This is a genomic window from Collinsella ihumii, assembly GCF_900046475.1.
GTDB lineage: Bacteria > Actinomycetota > Coriobacteriia > Coriobacteriales > Coriobacteriaceae > Collinsella > Collinsella ihumii.
In genome coordinates, this window is sequence record NZ_FCOU01000015.1 from 14,920 (window position 1) to 38,365 (window position 23,446).

Consider the following 23,446-nt stretch of genomic DNA (forward strand, 5'->3'; position numbering starts at 1 on the left):
CTACTCCCCCTGAGCGGTGAGCACGCAGCCCACGGTTTGGATAATCAGTTTGACGTCGGTCCAGAAGCTGCACTTCCGGATGTAGAGGAGGTCCAGCTCGACCCACTCGTCGAAGGTGATGGAGTCTCGGTCGCGCCTCGTCTGCCAAAGACAGGTGAGGCCCTGCTTCACCAGGAGGCGCTGGCGCTGACGAGGCGTGTACTCCGCAACCTCAGAGGGCAGCGCGGGACGCGGGCCCACCACGGAGAGGTCGCCCGCGAGCACGTTCACGAACTGCGGCAGCTCGTCCAGGCTGAGCTTCCGCAGGACGCGACCCACGCGCGTCACGCGCGGGTCGTTGCGCATCTTGAACACCGGACCGGTCTTCTCGTTGCTTGCCTTGAGCTGCGTAAGGCGAGCCTCGGCGTCGGCCACCATGGAGCGGAACTTGTACATCGTGAACTCGCGGCCGTCCCTGCCCACGCGGGTCTGCTTGAAGATGACGGGGCCCGCCGAGTCGTCGAGCTTGATGGCGACGGCGATGATGGCGAAGAGCCAGCTCAGGCACACGAGCACGGCGAGGCTGAACGCCACGTCGAACGCTCGCTTGACGAAGCGGTAGCCGTACCTGCCAGTGCGCAGGCGCTCCGCCGCGTCGGCGGTGCCGGCGTCCTTCGCGGGCAGGCCGCAGCCCTCGTAGCTGAGCCCGCTCATGGCGCAACAGCGCGCCCGCGGCGCGCCGTCCTTTCTTCGGTTCTCCACGCGGGCATCAGAGTGCCCCCCCCCCGCAGCTCTTGCGGGGCGCAGCAATCGCGGCGTTCCATCTCCGACCCTTCACCGACCTAGCTCTTGAACGGCACGTCTATCGGCGCCTGCTCGGAAAAGCCGCCGTCAGCGTCCTCAACCGTCACCCGGCAGGTCCTGCGGTGGCGGTCTATCTTGGATATGCGCGCCTCCTGGCCCACGAGGGGCCCCTCGGTCACGCGCAGCACCCCGTCCACGATTACGGCGGTGGAGCTGCGGATCACGTGCCGGGAGTCCGCCATCCGCGCGTACCACGCGGCCGCCGCGTCCGAGAGCGGCGCCCACGAGCGCGCCTCCGTGCCCGCCAGCTCCACCGGGAGCGTGAGCCCGGCGAGCGCCTTGGCGAGCCCGGCCGCGTCGGAGGAGATCGCGAACGCGTAGCCCCGGTACATCACCACGGGCTCCAAAAACCACGTGCCGCCGCGCTTCATCCAGCGCTCCTTGTAGAGCGCGAAGGCGTCCTTCAGCAGGCTCTCCGGCACCAGGTGCTTGAGCTTCTCGCAGAGCGTCCGCTCGCGCCCCTCCGGCACGCGAAGCACGTACCAGCGCTCGCGGCCCCGAGGGCTGCGGCGCCCGCAGGGGAGGCCCATGGCCATGCGGCCGGCTGTCCTCGCCGGTGCGGTAGCGCCCATGGGTCCCTCCCTCCCGCGCACCTTCCGCGCGGAGTCAAGATCAGGTACGCAGGAGCCCGGAGCGCGAAAAAGTACACCTTTTGAGGAGGGCCGTTTCCGCAGATAGAACGCGGTGTGGGATTGTAAAGAACTGGTATTTCTTTACAGAATGTGCGGGGGAGGCATGTATAATGGCCCTGTTTTGACGGCACTGAAATTGTGTACTTTTTGCTGCAGCGGAAAACTGCCATTTACCAGCGCAAACACAGCTGCATGACTACTATTCCGACGCCCTTTTCGCCCGGTCCTCCCGTAGCCACTTGTCGAACGTCGAGATCGACACCTTGAGGCGCGATGCCGCCTCCGACCTGGTGATATGTCCGTCCAGGTACGCCTTCCGCGTGGATTTGTACGTCCCGGGCCTTCTCTTCTTCGGTCGTCCGAATTTGACCCCGCGCGCCCTCGCCGCCGCGATTCCCTCGGCCTGCCGCTGGTGGATGCTCTCGCGCTCCACCTGCGCCACGTAGGAGAGCAGCTGCAGCACGATGTCCGCGATCAGCACGCCGGTGATGCCGTCGCGCTCGCGCCTCGTGTCCAGCAGCGGCATGTCCAGCACCACCACGGCGGCCCCGCGCACCTTGGTGATGTCGCGCCACTGCTCGATGATCTCCTCGTAGCTGCGCCCGAACCTGTCGATCGACTTCACCACGAGCACGTCGCCCTGCTCGAGCGCCTCCTTCATGGCAATCCACTGCGGCCGCTCGAAGTCCTTTCCCGACGCCTTGTCCGCGAAGATGTCCTCCCGAGTCACCCCGAACTCCGCCAGCGCGTCCATCTGCCGATCCAGGTTCTGCTCCCGCGTGCTCACCCGCGCGTACCCGTACGTCCTCGCCATCGAAACCCCGCCTTCCCGCCCGCGCGCCACCCGCCCCAACCTGCGCGGGCGCAAGCAGGCGGGGGCCCACGCGCTAACGTTAAAAGGCGGTCGCAAACCGCCCGGCATACCCAGGTTCCCAACGCGCTGGTAAAATGAGCCGGTGGCGAAACGGAGGCTCCAGGTGGAAAACAAAGCCCAAACGACTCAAGCGCAAGACGGCGGCCCCGGCGCCGCCAACGCGCCCCAGACGCGCCCAAAGCCCCTGCTCACCGTCGAGCAGCAGATAGCCCACATGAAGTCCAAGGGCATCACCTTCGACCTCGTCTCCGAGGCAGAGGCCGCAGCCCACCTGCGCACCAAGTGCCAGTTCTTCCGCGTCTACGCCTACCGCCGCAACTTCGACCGCCACGTCGGCGGCGACCGCGACGGGCAGTACGTCGGCCTCGACTTCGGGCATCTCCGCGTCCTGTCGAACCTCGACCGCAAGCTGCGCGACACCCTGCTTCCCATGGCGCTCGACCTGGAGCACTTCGCCAAGGTGCGCCTGCTCGCCGCAGCCGAAGACGCCGGCGAAGACGGCTACGCCGTCATGCGCGGCTACATGGCATCCGTCACGGACAGGCAGAGATCCCATCTGGGGCGCGAGCTCGACCGCCGCGAGGACGACCCCTACGCCGGCGACGTCGTGCGCAAGTACCGGCACGACATGCCGCTCTGGGCGTTCTGCGAGGTCGTCTCGTTCGGCGCCTTCCTCGGCGTCCTGAGGTTCTGCGCCGACCGCTGGGGCGACGCGGAGCTCTCGGACCTCCATTACCACCTCAAGTGGGTAAAGTCGATCCGCAACGCTTCCGCGCACGGCTCATGCGCAGTCAACGACCTCTCCGAGCGCCCGTCGCGCCGCTGGCGAGCGCCCGACGCCGTCACGAGGGCGCTCGCCTCGTGCGGCGTCCTGAAGCGCTTGCGCGCAAAGCGCCTCAGGAGCCCGCGCATGGCCCAGATGTGCACGCTGCTGTACCTCTACGACCGGACCGTCCCCGAGGGCACCGTGCGCACCGACCGCGAGCGCGCGCTGGCCGACCTGTTCGGCTACCTCCACGGCGAGGGCGCCTGCCTCCCGAGCGAGAACCCGGCAGTCTCCTCGCTCACCTTCGCCGAGCGCTTGACACGCGGCCTCGGTCTGATAGACTGACTCGCATACAGCAAAACCTCCTCGGAGGTTTTTACGGGGCGGGAGTGCGAAAGCGTTTCTGCCCCGGTTTTCATTAATATGAGAAAGCCATTGTCAAGTGGCATGGAGCACCAGGTCCCGTTCTTCTGGTTCGGGACCTGTTTCTTTTCCAGCCGGTCGGGCCCGCGCGGATGCTCGTTAGTCGTCGCTCGCCTGGCAAGCTAATATCCGCGGGCTCTGTGGCGCGGCATGCGGGGTATGTCGCCGCGCGCTACCGCATTTCGACTCTCCGTCCGGGACCGTCGTTCGAAAACCCTGGAGTCTTGCTTCTCGGGCGCGGCCCTCGGGCTGCCCATATAAAAGGCTCGTGAGCCGGTCCCGGCGATGCGTCGAGGCGCGGGCCCTCCCGGCGGGAAGGCTGTCGGCGGGCGGTCAGGAGAGCGTGCCCTCGGCCCGGCACCCTATCTCCCAGACCCAGCACGCGAGCTCGCGCGCCACCGCCACGTTGGCCACGCACGGCCTCTTGCCGGCGGCGCGCAGCGCCTCGTGCCTGCGGCAGAGCCGGGCGGTCGCCTCGTCGCAGCGGCGCTTGACCGCGGGCGGCACGGAGGAGCCCTTCGGCGCCCCCTTCGGCTTCGGCGAGCAGGCCTGGAAGTGCCACGCCGCCTCGACCAGCGCCCGCCTCGAGGCGGAGTTGCCCGCCTTGGTGATGCCGCCCCTCGCCTCGGTCTCGCCGCTCGAGTGCTCCGAGGGGGTCAGGCCGAGCCAGGAGGCGTAGGCCCCCGCGGAGCGGAAGCGCGAGAAGACGCCCGCCTCGGCCGCGAGGCAGAAGGCGGTGACGGTGTCGACGCCCTTTATGCACGAGAGGGCCTCCACCGCGGGGCGCCACCGCTCGGTCGCCGCGACCTCGGCCACGCGCCTCTCCAGGGCCCTCTTGTCGGACTCGGCGCACCGGACGCAGGCGACGTAGTGGTCGAAGGCGGCCGCCGCCGCGGGCTCGGCGGGCCTGAGCCTCCGGACCCACCGCCAGAAGGCGACGGTCCACGCGCCGCGCCTGCGCCCGAGGGCGTCGACCTCGTCGAAGACGTGGCCGCGCCTGAGCAGGAACTTGGAGAGGCGCTGGCGGGCGCGCTGCAGGTCCTCCCGCGCGTCGTCGAGCGAGCGGGACAGGTCGCGCGCGGCCTCGACCTCGGCAGGCGGCACCCAGACCTCGACGACGTTGTGCGTCGCGAGCAGCCGCGCGAGGAACGCGGCGTCGCGCCGGTCGTTCTTCCTGCGCCTGTCGGCCGCCGGCCGCTGCATCTTCGAGACGGCGCCGACGACGCAGTCGACCCCGAGGGCGCGCAGCCCGTTGCAGAGCGCGAAGCCGGTCGGGCCGCTCTCGTACACGGCCTTGGGGCCCTCAAAGCCCTTGATCCACTCCGCGATCTCCCCGGCGTCGGTGCCGAAGGCCCTCTGCGTCACCTCCCCCGTGAAGGGGTCGAAGGCGCACGCGGAGACGGAGCGGGCGTGTACGTCGAGGCCGATGGAGGTAACATGTGCCATGGGGGAGCCTCCTCCCATACGTGCGGTACGGCGGCACCGCAGGTGACGATACAACACCATTGTTCCCGCCCAGCCCGCGACCAGGTATGCCGCGGGGAGGCGACCCCTCAATGGCTTTCTCATATCGTCTTGCCACAGAAAAGCCCTCGGGCTTTGTAAGGCGGGGTCGCGCAAGCGGTTCCGCCTAGTTTTTTATTGACGAGAGATCCCACACCCCACAGCCACCCGCTGCCCGTCGAGGGCCGCACCGCAGCCCATCCGCCTGCGCTCCGTTGCGCGCACGGCTCGGACCCGCCCCGCCCTGCGCGGAGAGCGCCACTCACGGCCATGCCCGCCGCTCCGGCTGTGTATGCCCCGCGGCTCGGGCCAGCCAGCTCCGCCTGCGTGTTGCTCCCGGCTCAGGTCAGCCGGCTGCGCCGTCTGCCCTTCGCGGCGGTCGCACACTCCGGCTACGCTGTCTGCCCCTCGCGGCGCTGCGCATACACAGCCTCCGCTCTGGGCATGGCCTGTCGGGGGTTCGACATGCGCAGGTCGGGTCGGTTCCTCGCGGCGGCGCGCACTCCGCTACGGCGGCCGGGCTGCTACGTTTTTCTTCACGTTCGCGGGTGGCTGTGGGGTGTGGGATCTGCTCGCGTCTCTCACTGAGGGAGCCGCAGACGCCTCACGCTGACGCACGTCCGCCCCATGCCCCGGACGTGCCGAGCGGCTGCCGCACGGCCGTCACGGGCCCAGAAGCGCGCCGACCATGGGCTGAGGTGCCCACGCGCCCGTGAGCGAGCCGAGCTCCATCCCGAGCGAAACCATGCCCGCAAGAGCGCCCCGAAGCCCCTGACGGGGCCTCGGGGCTTGCCCAACCGGAAGTCTGATACCCGCCGCCCAAGCCGGGGAGCCGGGGCGCGTGCGCCGGGAACGCCATCGAGCCCGAACGCCGGCGCCCGCGCCCCGGCACCCCGTCCTGGGCTGCGTTGCCGCCATCCGAACCGCCGCGGCTCGCAGCGGACCCGCTAGACGCCCCTCTGCGCCTCGCGGCGACCTCGTCCTCGCCGTACCACTTGGCTCGGTACTCCCACGGCTCCATGAGCCCCGCCGCGACCTCGTCCATGTCCTGCCGCTTCTCGGCCGTCGTGTCCGTGATGATGCTGTCGTCGAACGTCACCCTGATCCCGCCCTCGTCGGGCAGCCCCACGCCGATTCGCCGCTCCACCGCGAGCAGTGCCCGGCAGATCCCTGCGATCGCGCCCTCCAGCGCATGCTCGTGTCTCCTGATGTTGCGCATCAGCGCCGAGTTGTCGGCCGACACCTCCGTGGCCGTCTTCACATACCCCACGTTCTCGAGGTCGAAGTAGTTGATGCCGAAGCCGCACAGGTCGCCGAGCGTCTGCAGCGCGACCCTGAACGCCCGCGCCTGCGCCTCGGTGCGCAAGGCCGGCGCGAACTCCTGTATCGTGTCTTCGGTAGACATCACCTTCCTGAACACCGTGCAGTCGCCCTTGCCGAACGGGATCGACACGCGCCCGCCCTTGCCGTCGCGCTCGACGTCGAACATCACATCCGACAGGAACACCCGCATCTTCCCGTTGTCGATCTCGCTCATCATCGCGTCGTAGCACAGGTCGACCGCCTGTATCGCGTCCACCGCGTCCGCGAACACCGACTGCCCGTAGGGCGACATGTCCACCCGCGTGTTGTCGACGGCAGGCTTCACGAGCGAGAAGGTCGGCCACACCGACCCCGTGTCGTACACCGGGCACACGCCCTCCGGCTCGACGCGGTTCCCGTCCCGGTCGAAGCACGCCGTGACGATACGATACGTGCCGTCCTCGCCAGCGCCTTCAAGGGGAGAAGAACTTGGGCGAGAAGAACCGGCGGCACGCGAATCATTCTCAAGTGCTTTACTTGGCGAAAAGAACGCCCCGTCGGCTCCCTTCAAATGCAGCTGCACCTGATCGACGGCCTTTCCGCGCCAGAACGCCCGCGTCACGAACGCGCACTCCGTCACGCCCTCCTCGTCCCACGTCAGCGGCACCACCATCCGCGCGTCGTAGCGCCTCACGCGCACCTCGCCCGCGCCCGCGTCCACCCAGAGCGCCCACGCGCCCGTCCCCAGGCCGAACGCCCGCACCACGCACTCCTGCGCCGAGGCGAGGAAGCCGGTCCGCGCCATCCACGCCGCGAGCCAGTCCGTGCACTCCTGCGCATCGCACGCCACCTGCGTCCGGTCGTTCAGCAGCAGCGACCCCCACTCCCGGCACACCCGCATCGCCGGGTGGATCGAACGCCTATGCACCTCGTACACCCGCCCGACCCCGTCGGTGTCCCGATAGTCGTAGAAGTCCCCGAGCGCCCGCATCCACCTGTCCCACGCGCGAATATGAGGCTCCATGTCCTCCAGCGGCAGCGAGAACCCCAAGGATCGCAGCCACACCCGAACATGCTCCGGCACCCAGTACTCGTCATCCAGCCCCTGCACAGCGCACCTCCCGCGTCGTCTCATCCACTACGCCGAAAGGTACGCGCCCGTCCCAAACTCCCCGTGCTCCCGCTGATGCCCGCGCCCGCGCTTTCGCCCTTACTGTCAATCGCGCTCGTGCCTGCACCGTTCCCGCCGCTTTCGCATGTGCACGCGCGCGACAGCGCCGTTATGCGTCTATCCCTGTTTCTGCTATAGGAGCTGTCGAAGGCGCTCCTGCCAATGCGGTCTGCATAAGCAGGCGGCTCGCGCCAAGGTCGCTCGCTCCTCCGCGCAGCCCAAAGGTCTGCGCTCCGCATCGCGCCGCCAAAGTCGGCGCTCCTGTTCCGCAAGCCGGCCCGGCCGCCGCGCAAGGTCCCGCCCACATCGAACCGCACGGCGGCGCCCGGTCCGTCTTGCTCCAAGCTCCGGCAGCCCCGCGGGCGGGTCTGCCTCCGCAGCTACGGGTGCCTGCTGCGCAGTCACCCTCCGCACCGCTCCAAGTCCGCTGCGGTCGCTCGCGCTCCCTCCGCGGTCTTTCCGCGGGCTCCGCAAGCCCCGTTCCGGGTCTTGCTCCGCAGGGGAAGGAGATGAGCGAGAAGAACGCCAGAAATTCAGTTGGCAACTGAATGGTCGTCGAGCTCGAGCGACTACCATATCGAATGAAGGGCGAGAAGAACGGAGGAACCATGGGATTCTTCAGCAAGCTGTTCAAGGGCTCGGAAGACCCTTACGACAAGTACACGTACGACTGGCTGAAAAAGTCTCCAGAGGAAGAGCTGGACGAAGAGCGCGAGAAGATTAGGCTTCGGCATTGCTCTGGTGACGAGCGGGCAATGCACCATCTCGATGTAATAGATCGAGAGAAAAACCGTCGTTACAAGGCCTCACATCCTGACAGCGAGCCGGGATATCCCGTACACAGGGAGCACGGCTGGTATCTTCCCAACGATGATTAGGGGACGAGAAGAACGCTCGCGTCGCTACCCTCTCAGCACGTCGTCCATCATCGCGTAGCGCACCGCGTCGATCGAGTGGTCGTTGCCGTCCGGGATGTCGTCGATCCACGTGCCGTCTCGGTCGCGGTCGTACTCCTTGAGCCGGAACTCCTCGTAGGCCAAGGGCGCCCGTTCCGGGTCGATGCAGATCTCCCGAAGCCCCGCCAGCCACTCGTAGGAGAGCCTGCGCATGTTCGACTTCCGCGCCGGCCGAACGCGAAGCCCCGCCTCGCGCCGCCAAACCGCCATCGACTGCTTGCCGTCCGGCGTGTCGTCGCACCATATCAGCTCGTCGTGCAGATAGGCGTCCTCCCCGGGCTCGTCGGCGTAGGTGAGCGCGTCCACCACCATCGCCGCCGTCTCGGAGGGCGTCTTCCTGTTGGCCGAGAGCTCGCCGAAGATCGTGAGCCGCCGCTCTCCGGGCTCCCAGCCGCAGCGCGCGAAGCGCCACGGGTCCGGGAACCAGCCCCAGTCCACGCCGCAGCGCGTGCGCGAGAAGCCCCGGCACGCCGCGTCGGACAGGCGCACGCTCACCACGTTGTTGAACACCGAGCCCCCGGTCCCCGTGACCTCGCCCAGGTACTCGCTTCTCCACGCCCGCTCGTCCACCTCGCGCAGGTACTCCGCCTCCTCCACGAAGGGGCCGCCCAGCCACTCCGGGTGGCTCTCGACGACGTCCAGGTACGAGCTTCGTCGCACCAGCGTGTCGGCCCTGCGCTCGCGCTCCAGCTCCTCGCGGTTCACCCAGCTCCAGAGCGTCCGGGGAGGGTTGTAGCTGTAGAAGATCCAGAAGTCCTCGCCGCCTCGGCGCAGCGAGTTCAGGATCGAGCGCACCGCGTCGATGCCGTCGAACTGGTCGAGCTCCTCGAACCACGTGACGGCGCAGTATCCGCGCGTGAACTTCACGCCCTTGAGCTTGAGCGGGTCGTCCGCGCCGCGGAAGACGATGCGCTGACCCGTTGGCAGGTACGTTATCTCCATCGGCGAGATGCGGGCCCGGAACCACCGCTCGAGCCCGAGCTCCGCGATGGCCCACGTCACCTGCTGGAACACCGAGTCGCGCAGCGTGTTCGAGAAGCGCCGCACCACCACCGCGTTCGCCTCCGGGTGCGCCAGGAGGAGAAGGACGATGCACACCGAGATGAAAGAGCTCTTCGTGGAGCCGCGCCCGCCGTGGAGCCAGTAGTGAGTGTGCCCGTGCGCCATCACGTCGCCGAGCACGTCGTGGAAGGCCGGGATCACGAGCGAGGAGGCGTCAACCATTCGAGCCGCCCTCGTCGAGGCCGGGCAGCCTCTCCTGCACCGGCTGGGCCACCACGCCGAGCACGATCCTGGGCGCCGCGTCCTCGCGGCCCTCGTCGGCCTTGCGCTCCGCCTTGCCGTACTCGTCCGGGTACTTGCGCTCGAGCAGCCACGCCGCCGCCGTCCAGTACTGGTTCCTCGCCAGCGCCGCCGAGCGGATGGTCGTGAGCAGCGTCCGCTTGAACGCGCTCTCCTCCTTTTTTAGCCCCTCGCTTAACGCGCGCTGCAGCCTGTTCTTGGGGTCGCCGATCCAGCGGTAGAACGTCGACTCGTGGATGCCCAGCGCGCAGATGATGTCGCCGTTGGAGAGGCCGTCCGCCTTGAGGCGGATCGCCTCGTCCACCATCTCCTGCGTCAGCTTCGGACGCCTCGCCATGCAATCACCCCCGTGAAAGTCGATAGAACCCTTCACGGTGGATTCTCGCGGCGCGTCACAAAAGAAAAGGTAGAATCTAAACACGTCCATTGCTTGTTAGCTCCATGATGGAGTTTGGCCTCTGCCTTTTTGACTATGTTCAAGGAGGTGGTTGCATGAACGGCTTTATTTCTGTTCTGCCAGACTTTTTGCCATTGGTGGCAGCGTGGCTAGGCGGCGGTGGCCGAGCAATCATCATGGGCTTTCAGGGTTCTAGCCACATCCGGTTCGAATCCGGACACCGCCGCCATATCACTTCCGCTCCCGCTTTCCCTTCAGCCCGTACTTCCTGCACAGCCGCGAGTTGCGCTGCCGCATCATGTCCCGCTCGCGCCGCACGTCGTCGATGTCCGCCGCCTCCTCGGCGGCGACCCGCTCGCGCTCCAGCTGCTCGTTGAAGGCGCGCTCCTGCGCCAGGTGGTACTCCTCGGTGCACCGCCGGCACATGCCGGTCTGCCGATTGATCTTAACGCCTACCGCGCCGCAGGAGGGGCACACCGTCTGCACCGCCAGTGAGCAGTGGATACGGCTCGCGCGCATCTCCACCGCCCGCACAGAGTGGCGCACGCCGCAGCGCCGCTCGATCTCGGCGGCGGCGTGCGCCGCGCCCCTGAAGCTCACCTCGCGCAGGACGTCGTCCTGCTCCTCCGTCCACCAGCTCATCTTCGCCCCCTCCCGGCCCGTCTCATACGCCGCCCGCGTGCGCCATCGCGCCGAACACTGCCGCTTGAGACACAATGCAAGCCCGCTGCCAGCGCAAATGCCGCCCGTCTCAACGTCTCAAGCAGAACAGCACCCGGGCGCCTTGCGCGCATGTGCGCGCGCACGCCCGCGCGCGATGCCCCATCAACTCTCCTTCCCGTCAAGACAGCAAGACAAGAGGGGTGGGCAACCACCTTCACCAGCCGGTACGGCCGTCTCAAATCCCGTCTCAACATGGCGCGCCTCCTTGAGACGCGATGCCGGCACCGCCTGCGCCCGTGGCCCCGGCAGACCGGTCGAGAAACGCCTCCAGCGCCTCGTTGTCGATGCAGACGCAGTAGACGCGCCCGGCGTTGCGGAACCGCTTCTGTCTGGTGTAGCGGTGCCCCGAGTCGCGCACGAGGATGCCCTCCTCGTCCATGCGCCGCAGCGTCTTGGCGCGGTCGAAGTTCGCGCCCGCGAGCGCCCGCTCCAGCACGCTCGAGAACACGTACCAGCGAAACCCCGCCGCGCACGACTTCTCCTCGATAGCGCCCCAGCGCTCCAGCCGGTCGTTCTCGCAGTAGTCGTCGAAGTGGATGCGGTTGCCCGCCAGCCATTCCGCGACGAACTGGATAGCACGGGTGTCGGTGTCGCTCTCCGCTCCCGTGGCGTTGCCGAGCGCCCACGCCGCCATCGCCATCGCGCCGTCCAGGCACGACGCCCATTCGGAGCCCGGCGCGAGCACGTAGTACTCGGCGAGCGCGTCCGCGAGCGCCAGCAGCGCGATGTTGTCGGCCTGGGGGTGCCCGGAAGCGATGTCGCCCACGCCGTCGCGCACGAGGGAGAACAGGTCAGCGTAGAACGCCGGCTCGTTCCTCTTCAGCGCCGCCACGTACGCCCGCCCCGCCGTCCCGTGCTGCCGGGCGACGAGCCGGTGCATCGCCTGGGCCGCGCGCACGTCGGCGAAGGGCTCGCCCGAGAGCTCCAGCGTGCGGTTCGAGGCCCCCTGCTGCGTCGAGTCCCCGACGATGGGGATCTCGCCCGTAGCAATCGTGAGCGAGCGCCAGCTGCCCGCCCGCATCATCGAGCGGTCGGAGTTCAGCGCCCCGCGCTCGTGCCCGAGCGAGAGGGAATAGAGCAGGTCCTCTACGATCTGGCGCTTAGTCGCCTGCCCGCCGGGCGCGCCCTTGCTCTGCAGCTCGTCGATGATCACGGGGATGTCATGGAGCAGCGCCGCGGCCCTCACGATGCTCTTGGGCGTGTCCGCGAACGTGCGGAAGTAGGAGTCCGACCCCTCGGTCGGGTCGCCCCACACGCTGCCCGCCGCCTTGAGCGTCGGCGTCTTGCCGCTGCGGCTCCTGCCCCACAGGTAGACGATGAAGGTCTGCACGCCGAGAAGCGCCACGAGAGGCGAGGCGAAGCTCGCCGCCAGGACGCAGCGGAACAGGGGCGACGCCGCGCGCGCCGGGGCGACGCCCGCGACCCACTCGGCAAGCGTGCCCGCCGCCGCCATGAAGGGGCGCGCCTTCAGCGCCTCGTCGGGCGAGGGGTCGAAGCGCACCTCGCCGCCCGCGTCGTAGGGCATGAACGCGCCGAGCGGGCCGTCCGCCCAGCCCAGATGCGTCACGCTGCGCGCGCGGGGACGCTCGCCCGCGCACCGGCGCTCGCAGTCGGTGAGGTAGCGCACCACCTCCTTCGAGTTCGTGCTCGATATGTTCGCGCCGAGCGGCGCCAGGGCGCCGATGATGCGCGTCTGGTTGAGCAGCACGTCGCGGTCGAGCGCCCGCTCGCGCACGCCGCCCGCCACAGCCACGCGCACGAGCGCGCGCACGTCTCCCGTGTCGACGTCCACCAGGTCGCAGGCGATCCAGGGCGCGGTCGCCGTCACGGTGTAGCGCAGCTCGCCGGCCGCGTCCGCCGCCCAGAGCCGCCCGCGGTCGTCCACGTGCCAGCCCTCGGTCGAGGGCGCCCCATCTGTGGCCTCCCTCGGCGCGGCGTCATCGTCGGGTACCCCTTGCTGCTCGCGCCGCGTTGCAGTCGAACACGCGTTCTTATTTTGAGGGCGAGAAGGCCGTTCCGCCCGCCGGTCCCTCGGCCTGTAGACGTCCGTGCATCCCGCGATCGCGCGCTCGATCGTTTGCGCGCCGTACGTGGAGCCCCCGCGGCGGGAGTCCCACTTGCCGCGCATGAGGCCGGAGCGCCGGAAGATCCGGTCCATGCGACCGGCGTCGCGCCCGCACCAAAAGGCTAGGTGGGAGCACAGCGCCATGTCGGCGGCCGACCGGTCGCCTCCCTGCGCGGAGCAGTCGCCCGCCATGAGCGCCCGGATGGCGTCGCCGCTCCTCGACGCGTACATGCGCTCCAGGAGCGCGTCGTCATCCATGCCGTCGGACGAGCTCGTGCCCGCCGCCGACAGCGCCGGCTGCGCCGCGACCTCCGGTTCGATCCACGTCCGATACGCCCGCTCGACCACGGCGGGATTCTCCGAGATGGCATCGTGTCCCTCGAAGACCGCCCCGGTAACAGTGAAGTATCGGTCGCGGTCGTACATCTCCACCACGCGCGCGCCGGGCTGCCCCTTGCGCGAGCGCTGCGCCCAGTCGGGTTTGCTCCCGCGGAAGATGAGGTGGAGCCCGTCCCCGGAAGGGGACACCTCGGTGTACGTCCCGGCCTGCTCGACGACCCAGCGGTACTCAGCGTCCAGCGTCCCGCCCTCGATCACGTGGTCGAGGTCGAGCCCGGTGTACGCCCGGTCGGGCCCGAACACGAAGCCAACGCCGTCACAGCGCCACCGCCCGACGGCTGCCACGGCCACATCGAAGGTCGCCCACGTCGCCGGGTCGGTGCTCTTGGCCATGCGCCCATTCGCCGCGCACACCGGGAGCTTCGTCATCTTGCCGCCGCGCTCCTCGCGCCGCCAGCACACCCAGCGCGCCTCCGCCCGCAGCTCAGCGGGCACGTTTTCTAGCGATGCCATGGAGAAGCACCGCCCGTCGCCGTATGCGCTACACTGTCTCCCCGAAGAATCCCGCCAGGAATCTTCATCGCGGCGGGCGTGGCTGCAACCGCGCTCGCCGCCCCTTCGGGGCCGTATCCGACCGGTCCGCCGCATCCGGGCGCGCCTGCAAGCGCCCCCGCACCGGCACCCGGCCGCCACCGCTCAGCGGGCGCGCGCGTCGTCGCCATGCCCCACCATCCCCTTCGCCGTGTTCGGGAACACCAGATCCCTGCAGATGTAGATCCGCCCGTCAACCTTGTCCGCCGGAATCCGCCCGGCGGCGATGCTTCGCCGTATAGAGTTCACGTGCTCTCCGGTTGCGTCGGCAAGCTGCTTCGGCGTCATCAGCAGCGGCAGCTCGTGGAAGCTCCTGACCATGACCCCTCCCTTCCTGCGGCAAAGCCGCGCCTCGCGAGGGCTCCCTTGCGTCCCCCGTCCGTACGCGCTACATTACCACGCTTAGAATCACATTGCGATACAAACTCGCCCAATGATTGTAAATCTGGTTGCCTGGTGATTCTCAATGTTGTAATATGATTCCAACGGATACTACAGGAGGCATCTCTACGTATCGGGCCTCCATAGGACGCACGCATCCGAGGAGGGCCGAGCCGTGCCTAACAGCCTGCAGAATCTCAGGAAGGAGGCGGGATACCGCACGGCAAAGGACTTCGCCGAGGCGGTGGACATACCCGCACCCACCTACACCCGCTACGAGCAGGAGCCCGCCAAGATCCCCATCGAGCGCGCCTGGATCATCGCCGACTTCCTCGGCTGCACCATCGACGCCGTCGTCGGCCGCACGCCCATCAAGCCCAGCGAGATGCGCGGCCCCGTGCAGCGCGTCTACGACGCCCTGTCCGACAAGAACAAGGGCCTGCTCGACGACTACCTCGACTACATCCAGTACAAGGACGGCAAGGAGCAGGCGCGCGACCGCGCGCAGGACCAGCGCCGCTACGAGGAGCTGGTCCAGCAGTACAGCCGCCAGTTCTACGAGTCCATGGGCTCGGGCGAAGCCGACTTCATCGACCTGGTGTCGCTCGGCGACGCCGACGCCCTGCGCGCGCGGTTCCTCGAGTTCGTGGAGACGCGCCTCGCCGACGAGCGCGACCGCGAGATCGCCGACGCCCTCGACATGGCGGAGAGCGTAGGGCGCCGCAACGCCCGCGACAACGGCTGGGAGTTCGAGGTGGCGGGCGAGCGCTTCCTCATACGCGACACGAAGCCCAAGGAGCCCCTGTCGATCGAGCTCGCCTGCTACAAGCTCTCCAACATGCTCTCCGCACAGTACGAGGAGCGAGACCGCGAGGTTCTGGAGGGCATCACGTCCGCCTACGACGGCATGCGCCGGCGCCGCAACGCCTTCGCCCACGGCCTCGGCGGCTCGTTCGACAACAACCGCGGCTAACAGGAAGGAGGCATCGCACAAACAATACGGGCCCGCAGGAGCTGGAACCTCCCACGAGCCCAAAGACTGTCCCAACCAAGCGCTAACAAGGAAAGGACCGGTGACATTATATGCCATCGACCGACCATGCGGCTACAGGCGCCGCCATCTGCGCATACCGCGCGGCAATGCCCATCAGCCATCAAACCGCCGCCCGCCTCCTCGAGAGGAGGTGCTAAACATGGCCAAGGTAATCGGCGAGGGCACCATCGTCCAGATCGAGAAGGACAAGCCCAAGTCCAAGTGCCGCAAGTGGCAGCTGCGCGTGCCCGTGGGCCTCGATCCCCGCACGGGCAAGTACAAGACCCGCACGCGCCGCGTCAACGACATGACCTACACCCAGGCCAAGAAGGCCCTGCGCGACTTCATCGAGGAGATCGAGGACGACCGCGTCTGGAAGCGCACCGGCACCACCTTCGAGGAGTGCGCCGCCGACTTCATGGAGCGGCGCGACCTCTCCGGCGAGTTCTCGCAGAACACCCAGCTGCGCTACCGCCGCTGCTTCAAGGCCGTCTCCCGCCACATCGGCAAGGCCGAAGTCGCCCTCATCACGCCCGAGATGATCGAGGGCATGTACGCGGCGATGCGCCAGGGCGACACGCTCTCGGGAAAGCCGTCGAGCGGGGCCTACCTGAACCAGATCAACAAGACCCTCGACCTCATGTTCCGCGACCTCGTTGAGCGCGAGGTCATCGTGCGCAACCCCATCGACAAGGTGGCGACGCCCAAAGTCGACACCAAGGAGAAGCGGGCCCTCACGCCGGCTCGCATGCGACAGCTCGTCGACCAGCTCGAGGTCGAGACCTCGTGCGACATCGGCTACTTCCTCGCCATCACGATGGGGCTCCGCCGGGGCGAGATCTGCGCGCTGTCGTGGCGAGACATCGACTTCGACAACAAGGTGCTCACCGTCAACCACAACTTCGACGCGTTCCGCAACCTCAAGGAGGCGAAGACCCACGCCGGCATGAGGAACCTCCCCATGCCCGAGTTCGTCTGCGGCGCGCTGCTGCGCCGCAAGAAGGCCCAGCAGGAGTACTTCCTCACGCGCAACTACCTCCACCGGGGGCTCAAGAAGGGCTGGAGCGAGCAGACCGAGGACACGCCCGTCGTCCTCGACTTCTACGCCCAGCGCGCGCATCCCGACACGTTCGGCAAATGGTGGGAGCGCGACCGCAAGCACCTCGGCCTGGACGGCTGGTGCCTCCACGAGCTGCGCCACTCCTACCTCTCGATGCTCGCCCAGCAGGGCGTGCACCCCAAGGTGATGCAGGAGCTCGCCGGCCACGCCAGCGCCACCATCACCATGGACATCTACACCCATGTGAACATGGACCAGAAGCGCGAGGCCGCCGACGTCATGGAGGGCGCCTTCCAGAGCATCGGCGCCGAGGAGGAGTTCATGGCGAAGCACGCCGAGGACGCCCCGAAGGGCCGCCCCTACAAGGTTCGCCACGTCCGCCCGTCACGCCGCACGAGAGCGCCGGAACAAGCCCCGGTACAAACCGAGGAACGATTCGTACCAGATTCGTACCAGCAGCCCGACCGCCCCAAATTCGTAGTCCTCGACACCACCTCTGACCTGCGTGTTTCAGAGGCAATCTAACAAGCTCAACCAACGAACCGTCTCCCGTTGGGAAACCGGGGCGACCGAGCCCGGCATCGACATGATCAAGCTCATCGCGCGCGAGCTCGATGTCCCCATCACCGAGCTGCTGGACATGCCCGAGCACTACTGCCAGAGCTGCGGCATGATGTTCACCGCGCCCGACCAGCACGGGCACAACGCGGATGGTTCCGAGGCGGAGGATTTCTGCCGCTGGTGCTATGAGGACGGAGCCTACACCTACGAGACCACGATGGACGAGATGATCGAGGACTGCGCTCCGCGCATGGCGGAAGCGATGGGCTGGACAGTCGACGAGTCCGCCTCGCTGCTTGGCGCGGTGCTGCCCACGTTGCGCCGCTGGAAGGATGGGGAGTAGAGCGCCGCGTCGGCGCGGTGCGCTTTTACGCGAAAAGCGGAGGTTCGCGGGCGGGATGGCGGCGGCAGGGCGTGCCGTGCCGCCCCGCCGCACGCGGCTCGCTACCAGAGTTGGGCGTGGATCTCAAACGAGGCGTGCTCGGGAACCGAGTACGCGGATATCTCGAACGGGACCGAGGCGCCTTGGTCCGGTGTGTCTACAAAGGTGGACGTGCCATACACGATGGCGTTGTCCGCGTTGCGCAGGATTACTGTGACGGCGGTTTGTTCGAGAACTGTTGGGGCAGAGGAGCCCGACAAATCCACATTGAGTGTCAGCTCGCCTGTATAGGAGACCAAACCGTAGTCGCCTATCACCTCGGATGTGTTGGCGATGGTGAAGATGTCCGATTCGGGCTCGGCACAATCGCTGAAATCGGAGTCTGTGATTGCGAACTCAACGGTATCGGGAACTGTTCCGTTGCCCGCTTGGAAGCCGTAGTACACGGTTTCATTGGGCGCGATGACGAACAGCGTCTGCTCATCGGAAAATGCGATCGACCCGTTGGCCTTTTTACCGGTGATGGTGAATGACGGGAAATCGGCCTCCTTGTCGCCGTTGGGGTTTTTGATGCCGATGCCGTACATGACGAAACCCGAATCGTTGACACTCCATCCGCTCTCAACGATTTCGAGACCTTGGGGCTCTCCAGTCTGCGTCGCTTCTTGCGGTTCGGAGGCGGATGAAGAACTGTCGCCCGTGTTGTCGGTGTTTGCGCTGCAACCGGAAAACATCATCGCCGACGTGCCCGCAAGCGCAGCGATGAAGCCCCTACGAGAAATGCTGATCATAGTCTTCCCTTCCTTTAGAGTAGAGATGTGCGCCAAAGCGCCCGTGACCCTATCTTCTATTGAGGAGGGGTTGATTTCATTAGCTGCGAGCTATTCGGAGCCGTGTGTCGGCGGCCTCCTGCGCGGTGGTATAGTTCGAGGTGTCATCGGGTGCCGCGGGGCCATCACATGCGTCTCGCGCGCCGATGGGGACCTACGGCCACAAGGAGGCACCATGGACGAGCACGGCATCGATCGAAGCGCGAGCGATTATTGCGAGGAGCTGCCGGCTGAGGAGCTCCAGGACGTGGCGGGCGGCGTGAGGGCGCCCATGCTCAAGTACGTGTGCGGCTCATGCGGGTACACCACGTCGTCGACCATCGACATCACGGGAAAGCGCTGCGTGAAGTGCACGGACGGCATCATGCGCCGTTATATCGTCTAATTGGGACGCATCGCGATCAAATCCAATAGCCAATAGCCGGCAGCGGCCTTCACGTCGCCATCATGAGGCGTTTGCAAGCTGACGCCTCCTCGGGTGGTGCACGGGGCTCGTCTGAAAACGCACGCAGGCCTCCCGCGAGGCGCTTTCCTGTAAAGGAGGACACCTATGGCAAGAACGCTTCGCGATTGCATATACGGCCAGGCGGTGGCCGACGCCCTGGGAGTTCCCTACGAGTTTCGGCCCCGGGGGACGTTTCTCTGCACGGGCATGATCGGGCACGGCAGCCACAACCAGCCGGCCGGCACGTGGAGCGACGACACGTCCATGGCGCTCGCCATCTGCGACAGCTATCGCGAGCTGGGGCGCATCGACGTCGAGGACATCCGCGCCCGATTCGTCCGGTGGTACCGCCAGGGCGCGTACACCGTCGACGGCCTCTTCGATATCGGGAACGCGACGCGCGCGGCCCTCGAGCGCGGGCACGGTCTTTCCGGCGAGTGGGATAACGGAAACGGCTCCCTCATGCGCACCGTCCCGCTCGCGTACACCGACGCGACGGACGACGAGGTGCGCGCCGTCTCCGCGATCACCCATGCGCATGCCGTCTCGACGGAGGCGTGCGTCGCCATGGTGAAGGTTGCACGCGAGCTCATCGGTGGCGCCGAGGTCGCGGACGTGGCGGGGGATGCTGCCGGAAGATCCGCAAAGGACATCAAATCCGGCGGTTACGTGCGCGACACCTATGAGGCCGCGTTGTGGTGCCTTGCGAACACGTCGAGCTACGCCGAGTGCGTGCTCGCGGCAGTCAACCTTGGGGACGATACAGATACCACCGCTGCCGTCGCGGGCGCGCTTGCCGGCATCGTCTACGGCATGGAGGGGATTCCGGACGAGTGGCTCTCCGCGCTGCGAGGCGCGGAGGTCATCGAGGCGTGCCTGTTCTGAGGGGGCGCCCCCCCGCGCGGCTTTGCATTCGGGCTTTCCACGAGTTGTGGAGAGAATGAGGAGGGTTGCACACGCGAGATAATTCCCGTATAGTACTTCCTCGCAAGCGGACATGGCTCAGTTGGTAGAGCACAACCTTGCCAAGGTTGGGGTCGCGGGTTCGAGCCCCGTTGTCCGCTCCATTGCATGATTCGGGCCGATTGGAAGATCGGCCCTTCTCATATAGATGGCGAAGTGGCCAAGTGGTAAGGCAGAGGCCTGCAAAGCCTTTACCCCCGGTTCGAATCCGGGCTTCGCCTCCAGACCGTCACAGGGGCCCCGCGCGGGCCCCTTTTCATTACGCTGCCTTCAGCCTTTCGCTGCCCTGTTGCCCAGATGCTCGCCAAAATCCCCTTTTCTTGTTGGTAATCCAACAAGAATCCGGCCCGCTTGTTGGATTCATGGCAAGCGCTCGGTAAGCTTGCGAAGGCCTTTTTCAAAAAAATGATCTTTTGCACAGTGTGGATAGATTCGCCGTCCCGACTGCCTCGGTCGTATAATCCGAGATGACATAGCACGCCCGCGAGAGCGTCCCGCGGGGTGCCGCGCTCTCGCGACGTGGTGGTCCGGATCGCGCGGCATCCCGCGGGACGGGATCGGACCACCACCATGCGCGCAAGGAAGAAGATGCCCTCGGCGTCCGCGACGCCGTGGGACGGCGTCCCCGAATCGGACGTCACGCCCGCCCAGGCGCTCGTCGCCCGGGCCCGAACACGAAGCCAACGCCGTCACACGCCCCGCCCGACGGGGACGCGGAGTTCCTCAACGGGTACGAGCGGGCATCCTGCCCGCGGTGCGCGTCGCCCGACATCGTGCGCGACGGTTTCGACTCGCGCGGCGTCAGGCGCTGGGCCTGCCGGTCCTGCGGCAGGACGTTCACGCCCGCCACGGGGACCATCTTCGAGGGGCGCAAGGTGCCGGTCTCGGATTGGTGCGAGTTCGTCATCCAGCTGCTCTCCTTCGACAGCGTCCGCGAGATAGCCCGCTCGAACCGCAGGTCGCCGACCACCCCGCCCTGGTGGCTCGCCAAGCTCTTCCTCGTGCTCGACGGGATCCAGGACGGCACCGTCCTCTCCGGGCGCGTCCAGATTGACGAGACGTACTACCCGGTCCCCGCGGCGGAGGCCGAGCGCAACGCCGACGGCTCCCTCAAGCGGGGCCTGTCGCGCAACAAGCTGTGCATCGCGGTCGCGACCGACGGCCGGGGCCGGTCCGCCTTCGAGCCGTGCGGACGGGGCAAGCCGAGCGCGCGGAGGGCGCTCGCGGCCTACTCGGGCCACGTCGCGCGGGGCTCGACGCTCCTGCACGACAAGGAGAAGTCCCACCGCGCCCTGGTCCGCGAGCTCGGGCTCGCCAGCGTCGAGTACGACTCGAGGCGGCTGAAGAGCCTGCCCGACCGGGAGAACCCGCTGGCGGACGTGAACCGGCTGCACTTCCTGCTGAAGTCGTTCCTGGACGCCCACAAGGGCTTCGACCGCGCCGACCTGAAGGGATGGCTCGACCTGTTCAGCGTCATCGCCAACCCGCCGTCAGGCGCCATGGAGAAGGCCGCGATGGTGCTCGGTCGCGCCATGGAGTGCCCCGGTACGCTGAGGTACCGGGACTTCTATGGAGGAGGCCGCAGCTAGGCGGCATATATGGAGTCAAATCTATCCACACTGTGCAAAAGAGCATTGTTTCAAAATGCGGCCGATGGCTCGCGCGGATGGCCGACACTGTACCCATTATGAGCATTGTGCTTTGCTTCCCACTCGCGCGAACCATTCACAACGCGCACAACGTCTCACTCGAGAGCCCCTCGCTACCAGACCAGAACATGCCGCTGCGAGGATGTGCCCCTACCGTCGAGTCCATTCGTGCCGCCCGGCAAGCGCTTGAACAGCTCGGCATCTCCCCGCACGACATGCGCGCTCTCGATGTGCTTGTTCCCTCTGAAGGAGACAAGCGCAACAGCGATAGCCTCCGCTGCCATGTGTGGCGCCTTGATCTGCCGGCGAGATCCCTCATCAAGCTTGATTCCGGCGTGTATCTTGCAGGCATAGAGCTCTGCGCTTTTCAGGCGGCGCGCACAATGGATGAATATGAGCTCATCGAGTACTACTTCGAGCTCTGCTCCTTCTATTCGATGCCGGAAGATCCGGCGGAAGACTATCGCGAGCTAAAGGAGCCGAAGACAACGGTCCGCAAGCTCAAAGACTATTTCCTGTCGCTTCCCGATGCATGTAGGGGGCGTTCCAAAGCTTTGCGTGCCCTGCGAAGCGTGCGCGACGGATCACGCAGCCCTATGGAGACCGGTATGACCATGGCCATCACCGTGAGGGTCGGGCTTGGCGGCATTCAGGTTCGCGACCTTTCGATGAACCATAGGGTGGCTATCGATGAGGAGGCACGGGGGCTTACGAGGCGCAAGGAGATCATCTTCGATGCCTATATCAAACGCGGCAGGCAGGATGTGGAATACCAGGGCGCGCGCCACAACGAGGAGCTGCAGAGCGCGATTGACAACGAGCGGCGCCATGTACTCCAGAAGATGGGATACAAGATCGTGGAGATTAACAAGCAGCGGCTGTTCGACAGGGAGGCGTTCCAACGCGTCATGAGGACGATCAGCGAGAATGCGGGGATCAGGACCGGCAACCGTCCCGATGATTTCGAAGAACGTCAAGAGCGGCTCAGGCAGTTCATCATTCGCAGATGGAGACAGCAGTAGGCTCTATGTAGACGCATGCAGACGAGTACGATGCGGGCGTTACCCGCTAACAGGGCCCCGTAACTGTACCCAGAAGTGGGAGTGAGGCCCCTCTTGGGCGCCCTCTCTCATAGTTTTGGGTACCGTTACGGGGCCCTGTTAGCGGGTATCCTGGTAGAAGGGCCGAGGCGTTCGACCCGGTGCCGGACTCGCTCGGGGCGCCTCGGGCTGAACCGCGCGCAGAAGGAGGAGGGCCGCGCCATGGCGTATGACTTCAAGAAGGAATACCGCGACCTGTATGTGCCCAAGGCAAGGCCGTCGCTTGTCGATGTGCCCGCCATGACGTTTGCCGCGATGGCGGGGACGGGGGATCCCAACGAGGAGGGCGGCGCGTACCAGCGTGCCCTCGGCGTGCTCTACGGGTTTTCGTATACCGTCAAGATGTCGAAGATGGGCGATTGGCAGCCGAAAGGGTATTTCGACTATGTGGTGCCCCCGCTCGAGGGCCTCTGGTGGGCTGGCTCCGGTGCGTTCGACGGCGCCTCGATCGCCGACAAGGGGGCCTTGTCCTGGGTGTCGCTCATCCGTCAGCCCGATTTCGTGACGCCCGAGGCGTTCGAGCGCGCCTGTGGCATGATGGTCGCCAAGAAGCCTGAGCTCGCGGATGCGGTCGAGGCGGGCGAGCTGAGGCTCGTCCGGTTTGCCGAGGGCCCGTGCGCGCAGATCATGCACAAGGGGCCCTATGACGACGAGCCGGCGACGATCGCCCGCCTCTCGGATTTCATCTCGGCGCAGGGCCTTGCTGCCGATATCGCGGAGGGAGGGGAGTCGCCTGCGGGGCATCGCGCTACGAAGGCGTTCGATGGAGCCGCGATACTCGCCGCGCTCGATACCGGCGGCACCGTGCCAACAGTTCGGCTGCATCATGAGATCTATCTCGGAGACCCGCGTCGCACCAAGCCGGAGAATCTCAAGACCGTGATCAGGCATCCGGTGCGCTCGGCCTAAAGGGTGCGGATGAATTTGCCGATTCCGGCCCGGATTCGAGTGCTTCCCGCGCGCACCGCGGTGTCGCCCGAATCGAGAGTACGCTATGGGAACGCCGCCCTGTTGACTGTACGCTATAGGAACGCTTTCGGGCGAAAAACGTTGCTATAGCGTACAGTCAACAGGGTGGCGTTCCATATGCGTACCGTCGATCCCCCAGCCTCCCCGGCCGCGGGGCTCGAGGCCCTTTGATCAGCGGTTTCCAGG

The 23,446-nt window shown here is 66.8% G+C and carries 21 protein-coding genes and 2 tRNA genes; 12 read left to right on the forward strand and 11 right to left on the reverse strand.

All coding sequences use genetic code 11. From position 1 onward, the window contains the following. The 3 genes from BN3789_RS11715 to BN3789_RS11725 form a co-directional block, all read right to left on the reverse strand. Window positions 1-693, reverse strand: a complete 693-nt coding sequence (locus BN3789_RS11715) for a sugar transferase (protein ID WP_079989319.1) — start codon at window positions 691-693, stop codon at window positions 1-3. A 128-nt stretch (window positions 694-821) separates the two neighbouring features. Beyond that, on the reverse strand, window positions 822-1,415 hold the full coding sequence (locus tag BN3789_RS11720; protein WP_147569738.1) for a hypothetical protein: 594 nt from the start codon (window positions 1,413-1,415) through the stop codon (window positions 822-824). Between the two features lie 259 nt (window positions 1,416-1,674). Continuing rightward, on the reverse strand, window positions 1,675-2,289 hold the full coding sequence (locus BN3789_RS11725) for a recombinase family protein (protein WP_066834587.1): 615 nt from the start codon (window positions 2,287-2,289) through the stop codon (window positions 1,675-1,677). A gap of 163 nt (window positions 2,290-2,452) precedes the next feature. Between BN3789_RS11725 and BN3789_RS11730 the strand changes: the two genes are divergently transcribed. After that, complete coding sequence (locus BN3789_RS11730; RefSeq protein WP_066834589.1) at window positions 2,453-3,460, forward strand: Abi family protein; 1,008 nt, start codon at window positions 2,453-2,455, stop codon at window positions 3,458-3,460. Window positions 3,461-3,871: 411 nt separating this feature from the next. On the opposite strand, the gene BN3789_RS11735 is transcribed toward BN3789_RS11730, so the two are convergent. Both BN3789_RS11735 and BN3789_RS11740 read right to left on the reverse strand, forming a co-directional pair. Then, window positions 3,872-4,984 (reverse strand): IS110 family RNA-guided transposase, encoded by a 1,113-nt coding sequence (locus BN3789_RS11735; RefSeq protein WP_066834591.1) that lies wholly within the window; start codon window positions 4,982-4,984, stop codon window positions 3,872-3,874. A gap of 661 nt (window positions 4,985-5,645) precedes the next feature. Then, window positions 5,646-7,454, reverse strand: a complete 1,809-nt coding sequence (locus BN3789_RS11740) for a hypothetical protein (RefSeq protein WP_229254374.1) — start codon at window positions 7,452-7,454, stop codon at window positions 5,646-5,648. 668 nt (window positions 7,455-8,122) lie between these two features. On the opposite strand from BN3789_RS11740, the gene BN3789_RS11745 reads away from it, so the two are divergent. Next, window positions 8,123-8,392 (forward strand): hypothetical protein, encoded by a 270-nt coding sequence (locus BN3789_RS11745; protein ID WP_144687163.1) that lies wholly within the window; start codon window positions 8,123-8,125, stop codon window positions 8,390-8,392. A gap of 24 nt (window positions 8,393-8,416) precedes the next feature. Here BN3789_RS11745 and BN3789_RS11750 read toward each other — a convergent pair whose 3' ends face one another. The 5 genes from BN3789_RS11750 to BN3789_RS11770 all read right to left on the reverse strand — a co-directional run bounded on the left by BN3789_RS11750 (window position 8,417) and on the right by BN3789_RS11770 (window position 14,208). Next, window positions 8,417-9,694 carry a PBSX family phage terminase large subunit gene (locus BN3789_RS11750; protein WP_066834595.1) on the reverse strand — a complete coding sequence of 426 codons (1,278 nt, stop codon included), beginning with the start codon at window positions 9,692-9,694 and terminating at the stop codon, window positions 8,417-8,419. Next, on the reverse strand, window positions 9,687-10,109 hold the full coding sequence (locus tag BN3789_RS11755; RefSeq protein WP_066834597.1) for a hypothetical protein: 423 nt from the start codon (window positions 10,107-10,109) through the stop codon (window positions 9,687-9,689). Before BN3789_RS11755 ends, BN3789_RS11750 begins: the two co-directional genes overlap by 8 nt. 291 nt (window positions 10,110-10,400) lie before the next feature. After that, window positions 10,401-10,811 (reverse strand): hypothetical protein, encoded by a 411-nt coding sequence (locus BN3789_RS11760; RefSeq protein ID WP_066834599.1) that lies wholly within the window; start codon window positions 10,809-10,811, stop codon window positions 10,401-10,403. Window positions 10,812-11,079: 268 nt separating this feature from the next. Then, a complete protein-coding gene (locus BN3789_RS11765) occupies window positions 11,080-13,809 on the reverse strand; it encodes a phage NrS-1 polymerase family protein (protein WP_066834601.1) in 2,730 nt (909 codons plus the stop codon). Between the two features lie 183 nt (window positions 13,810-13,992). After that, window positions 13,993-14,208, reverse strand: a complete 216-nt coding sequence (locus BN3789_RS11770) for a helix-turn-helix domain-containing protein (RefSeq protein WP_066834602.1) — start codon at window positions 14,206-14,208, stop codon at window positions 13,993-13,995. 235 nt (window positions 14,209-14,443) lie between these two features. Between BN3789_RS11770 and BN3789_RS11775 the strand changes: the two genes are divergently transcribed. The 3 genes from BN3789_RS11775 (at window position 14,444) to BN3789_RS11785 (ending at window position 17,265) form a co-directional block, all read left to right on the forward strand. Then, entirely contained in the window at window positions 14,444-15,241 is a 798-nt protein-coding gene (locus tag BN3789_RS11775; protein WP_066834607.1) for a helix-turn-helix domain-containing protein, read from the forward strand. Between the two features lie 220 nt (window positions 15,242-15,461). Continuing rightward, on the forward strand, window positions 15,462-16,886 hold the full coding sequence (locus tag BN3789_RS12860) for a tyrosine-type recombinase/integrase (protein ID WP_147569740.1): 1,425 nt from the start codon (window positions 15,462-15,464) through the stop codon (window positions 16,884-16,886). Next, entirely contained in the window at window positions 16,867-17,265 is a 399-nt protein-coding gene (locus BN3789_RS11785) for a zinc ribbon domain-containing protein (protein WP_267872883.1), read from the forward strand. Before BN3789_RS12860 ends, BN3789_RS11785 begins: the two co-directional genes overlap by 20 nt. A 101-nt stretch (window positions 17,266-17,366) precedes the next feature. Here BN3789_RS11785 and BN3789_RS11790 read toward each other — a convergent pair whose 3' ends face one another. Then, window positions 17,367-18,095: a hypothetical protein gene (locus BN3789_RS11790; protein ID WP_066834611.1), complete on the reverse strand. Its 729-nt coding sequence runs from the start codon at window positions 18,093-18,095 to the stop codon at window positions 17,367-17,369. A gap of 214 nt (window positions 18,096-18,309) precedes the next feature. Here BN3789_RS11790 and BN3789_RS11795 point away from each other — a divergent pair, with 214 nt between their 5' ends. From BN3789_RS11795 to BN3789_RS11825, 7 genes are all read left to right on the forward strand, one after another. Further along, window positions 18,310-18,519: a hypothetical protein gene (locus BN3789_RS11795; RefSeq protein WP_066834612.1), complete on the forward strand. Its 210-nt coding sequence runs from the start codon at window positions 18,310-18,312 to the stop codon at window positions 18,517-18,519. Window positions 18,520-18,684: 165 nt separating this feature from the next. After that, window positions 18,685-19,464, forward strand: a complete 780-nt coding sequence (locus BN3789_RS11800) for an ADP-ribosylglycohydrolase family protein (protein ID WP_066834618.1) — start codon at window positions 18,685-18,687, stop codon at window positions 19,462-19,464. Between the two features lie 106 nt (window positions 19,465-19,570). Beyond that, window positions 19,571-19,646: transfer RNA gene (locus tag BN3789_RS11805), tRNA-Gly, on the forward strand. Between the two features lie 46 nt (window positions 19,647-19,692). Continuing rightward, window positions 19,693-19,766: transfer RNA gene (locus tag BN3789_RS11810), tRNA-Cys, on the forward strand. 387 nt (window positions 19,767-20,153) lie between these two features. Then, window positions 20,154-21,131 (forward strand): transposase, encoded by a 978-nt coding sequence (locus BN3789_RS11815; RefSeq protein WP_459166428.1) that lies wholly within the window; start codon window positions 20,154-20,156, stop codon window positions 21,129-21,131. A gap of 32 nt (window positions 21,132-21,163) precedes the next feature. Beyond that, a complete protein-coding gene (locus BN3789_RS11820; protein ID WP_147569742.1) occupies window positions 21,164-22,213 on the forward strand; it encodes a hypothetical protein in 1,050 nt (349 codons plus the stop codon). A 240-nt stretch (window positions 22,214-22,453) separates the two neighbouring features. Beyond that, window positions 22,454-23,200, forward strand: a complete 747-nt coding sequence (locus tag BN3789_RS11825; RefSeq protein ID WP_066834622.1) for a GyrI-like domain-containing protein — start codon at window positions 22,454-22,456, stop codon at window positions 23,198-23,200. Window positions 23,201-23,446: the final 246 nt, after the last annotated feature.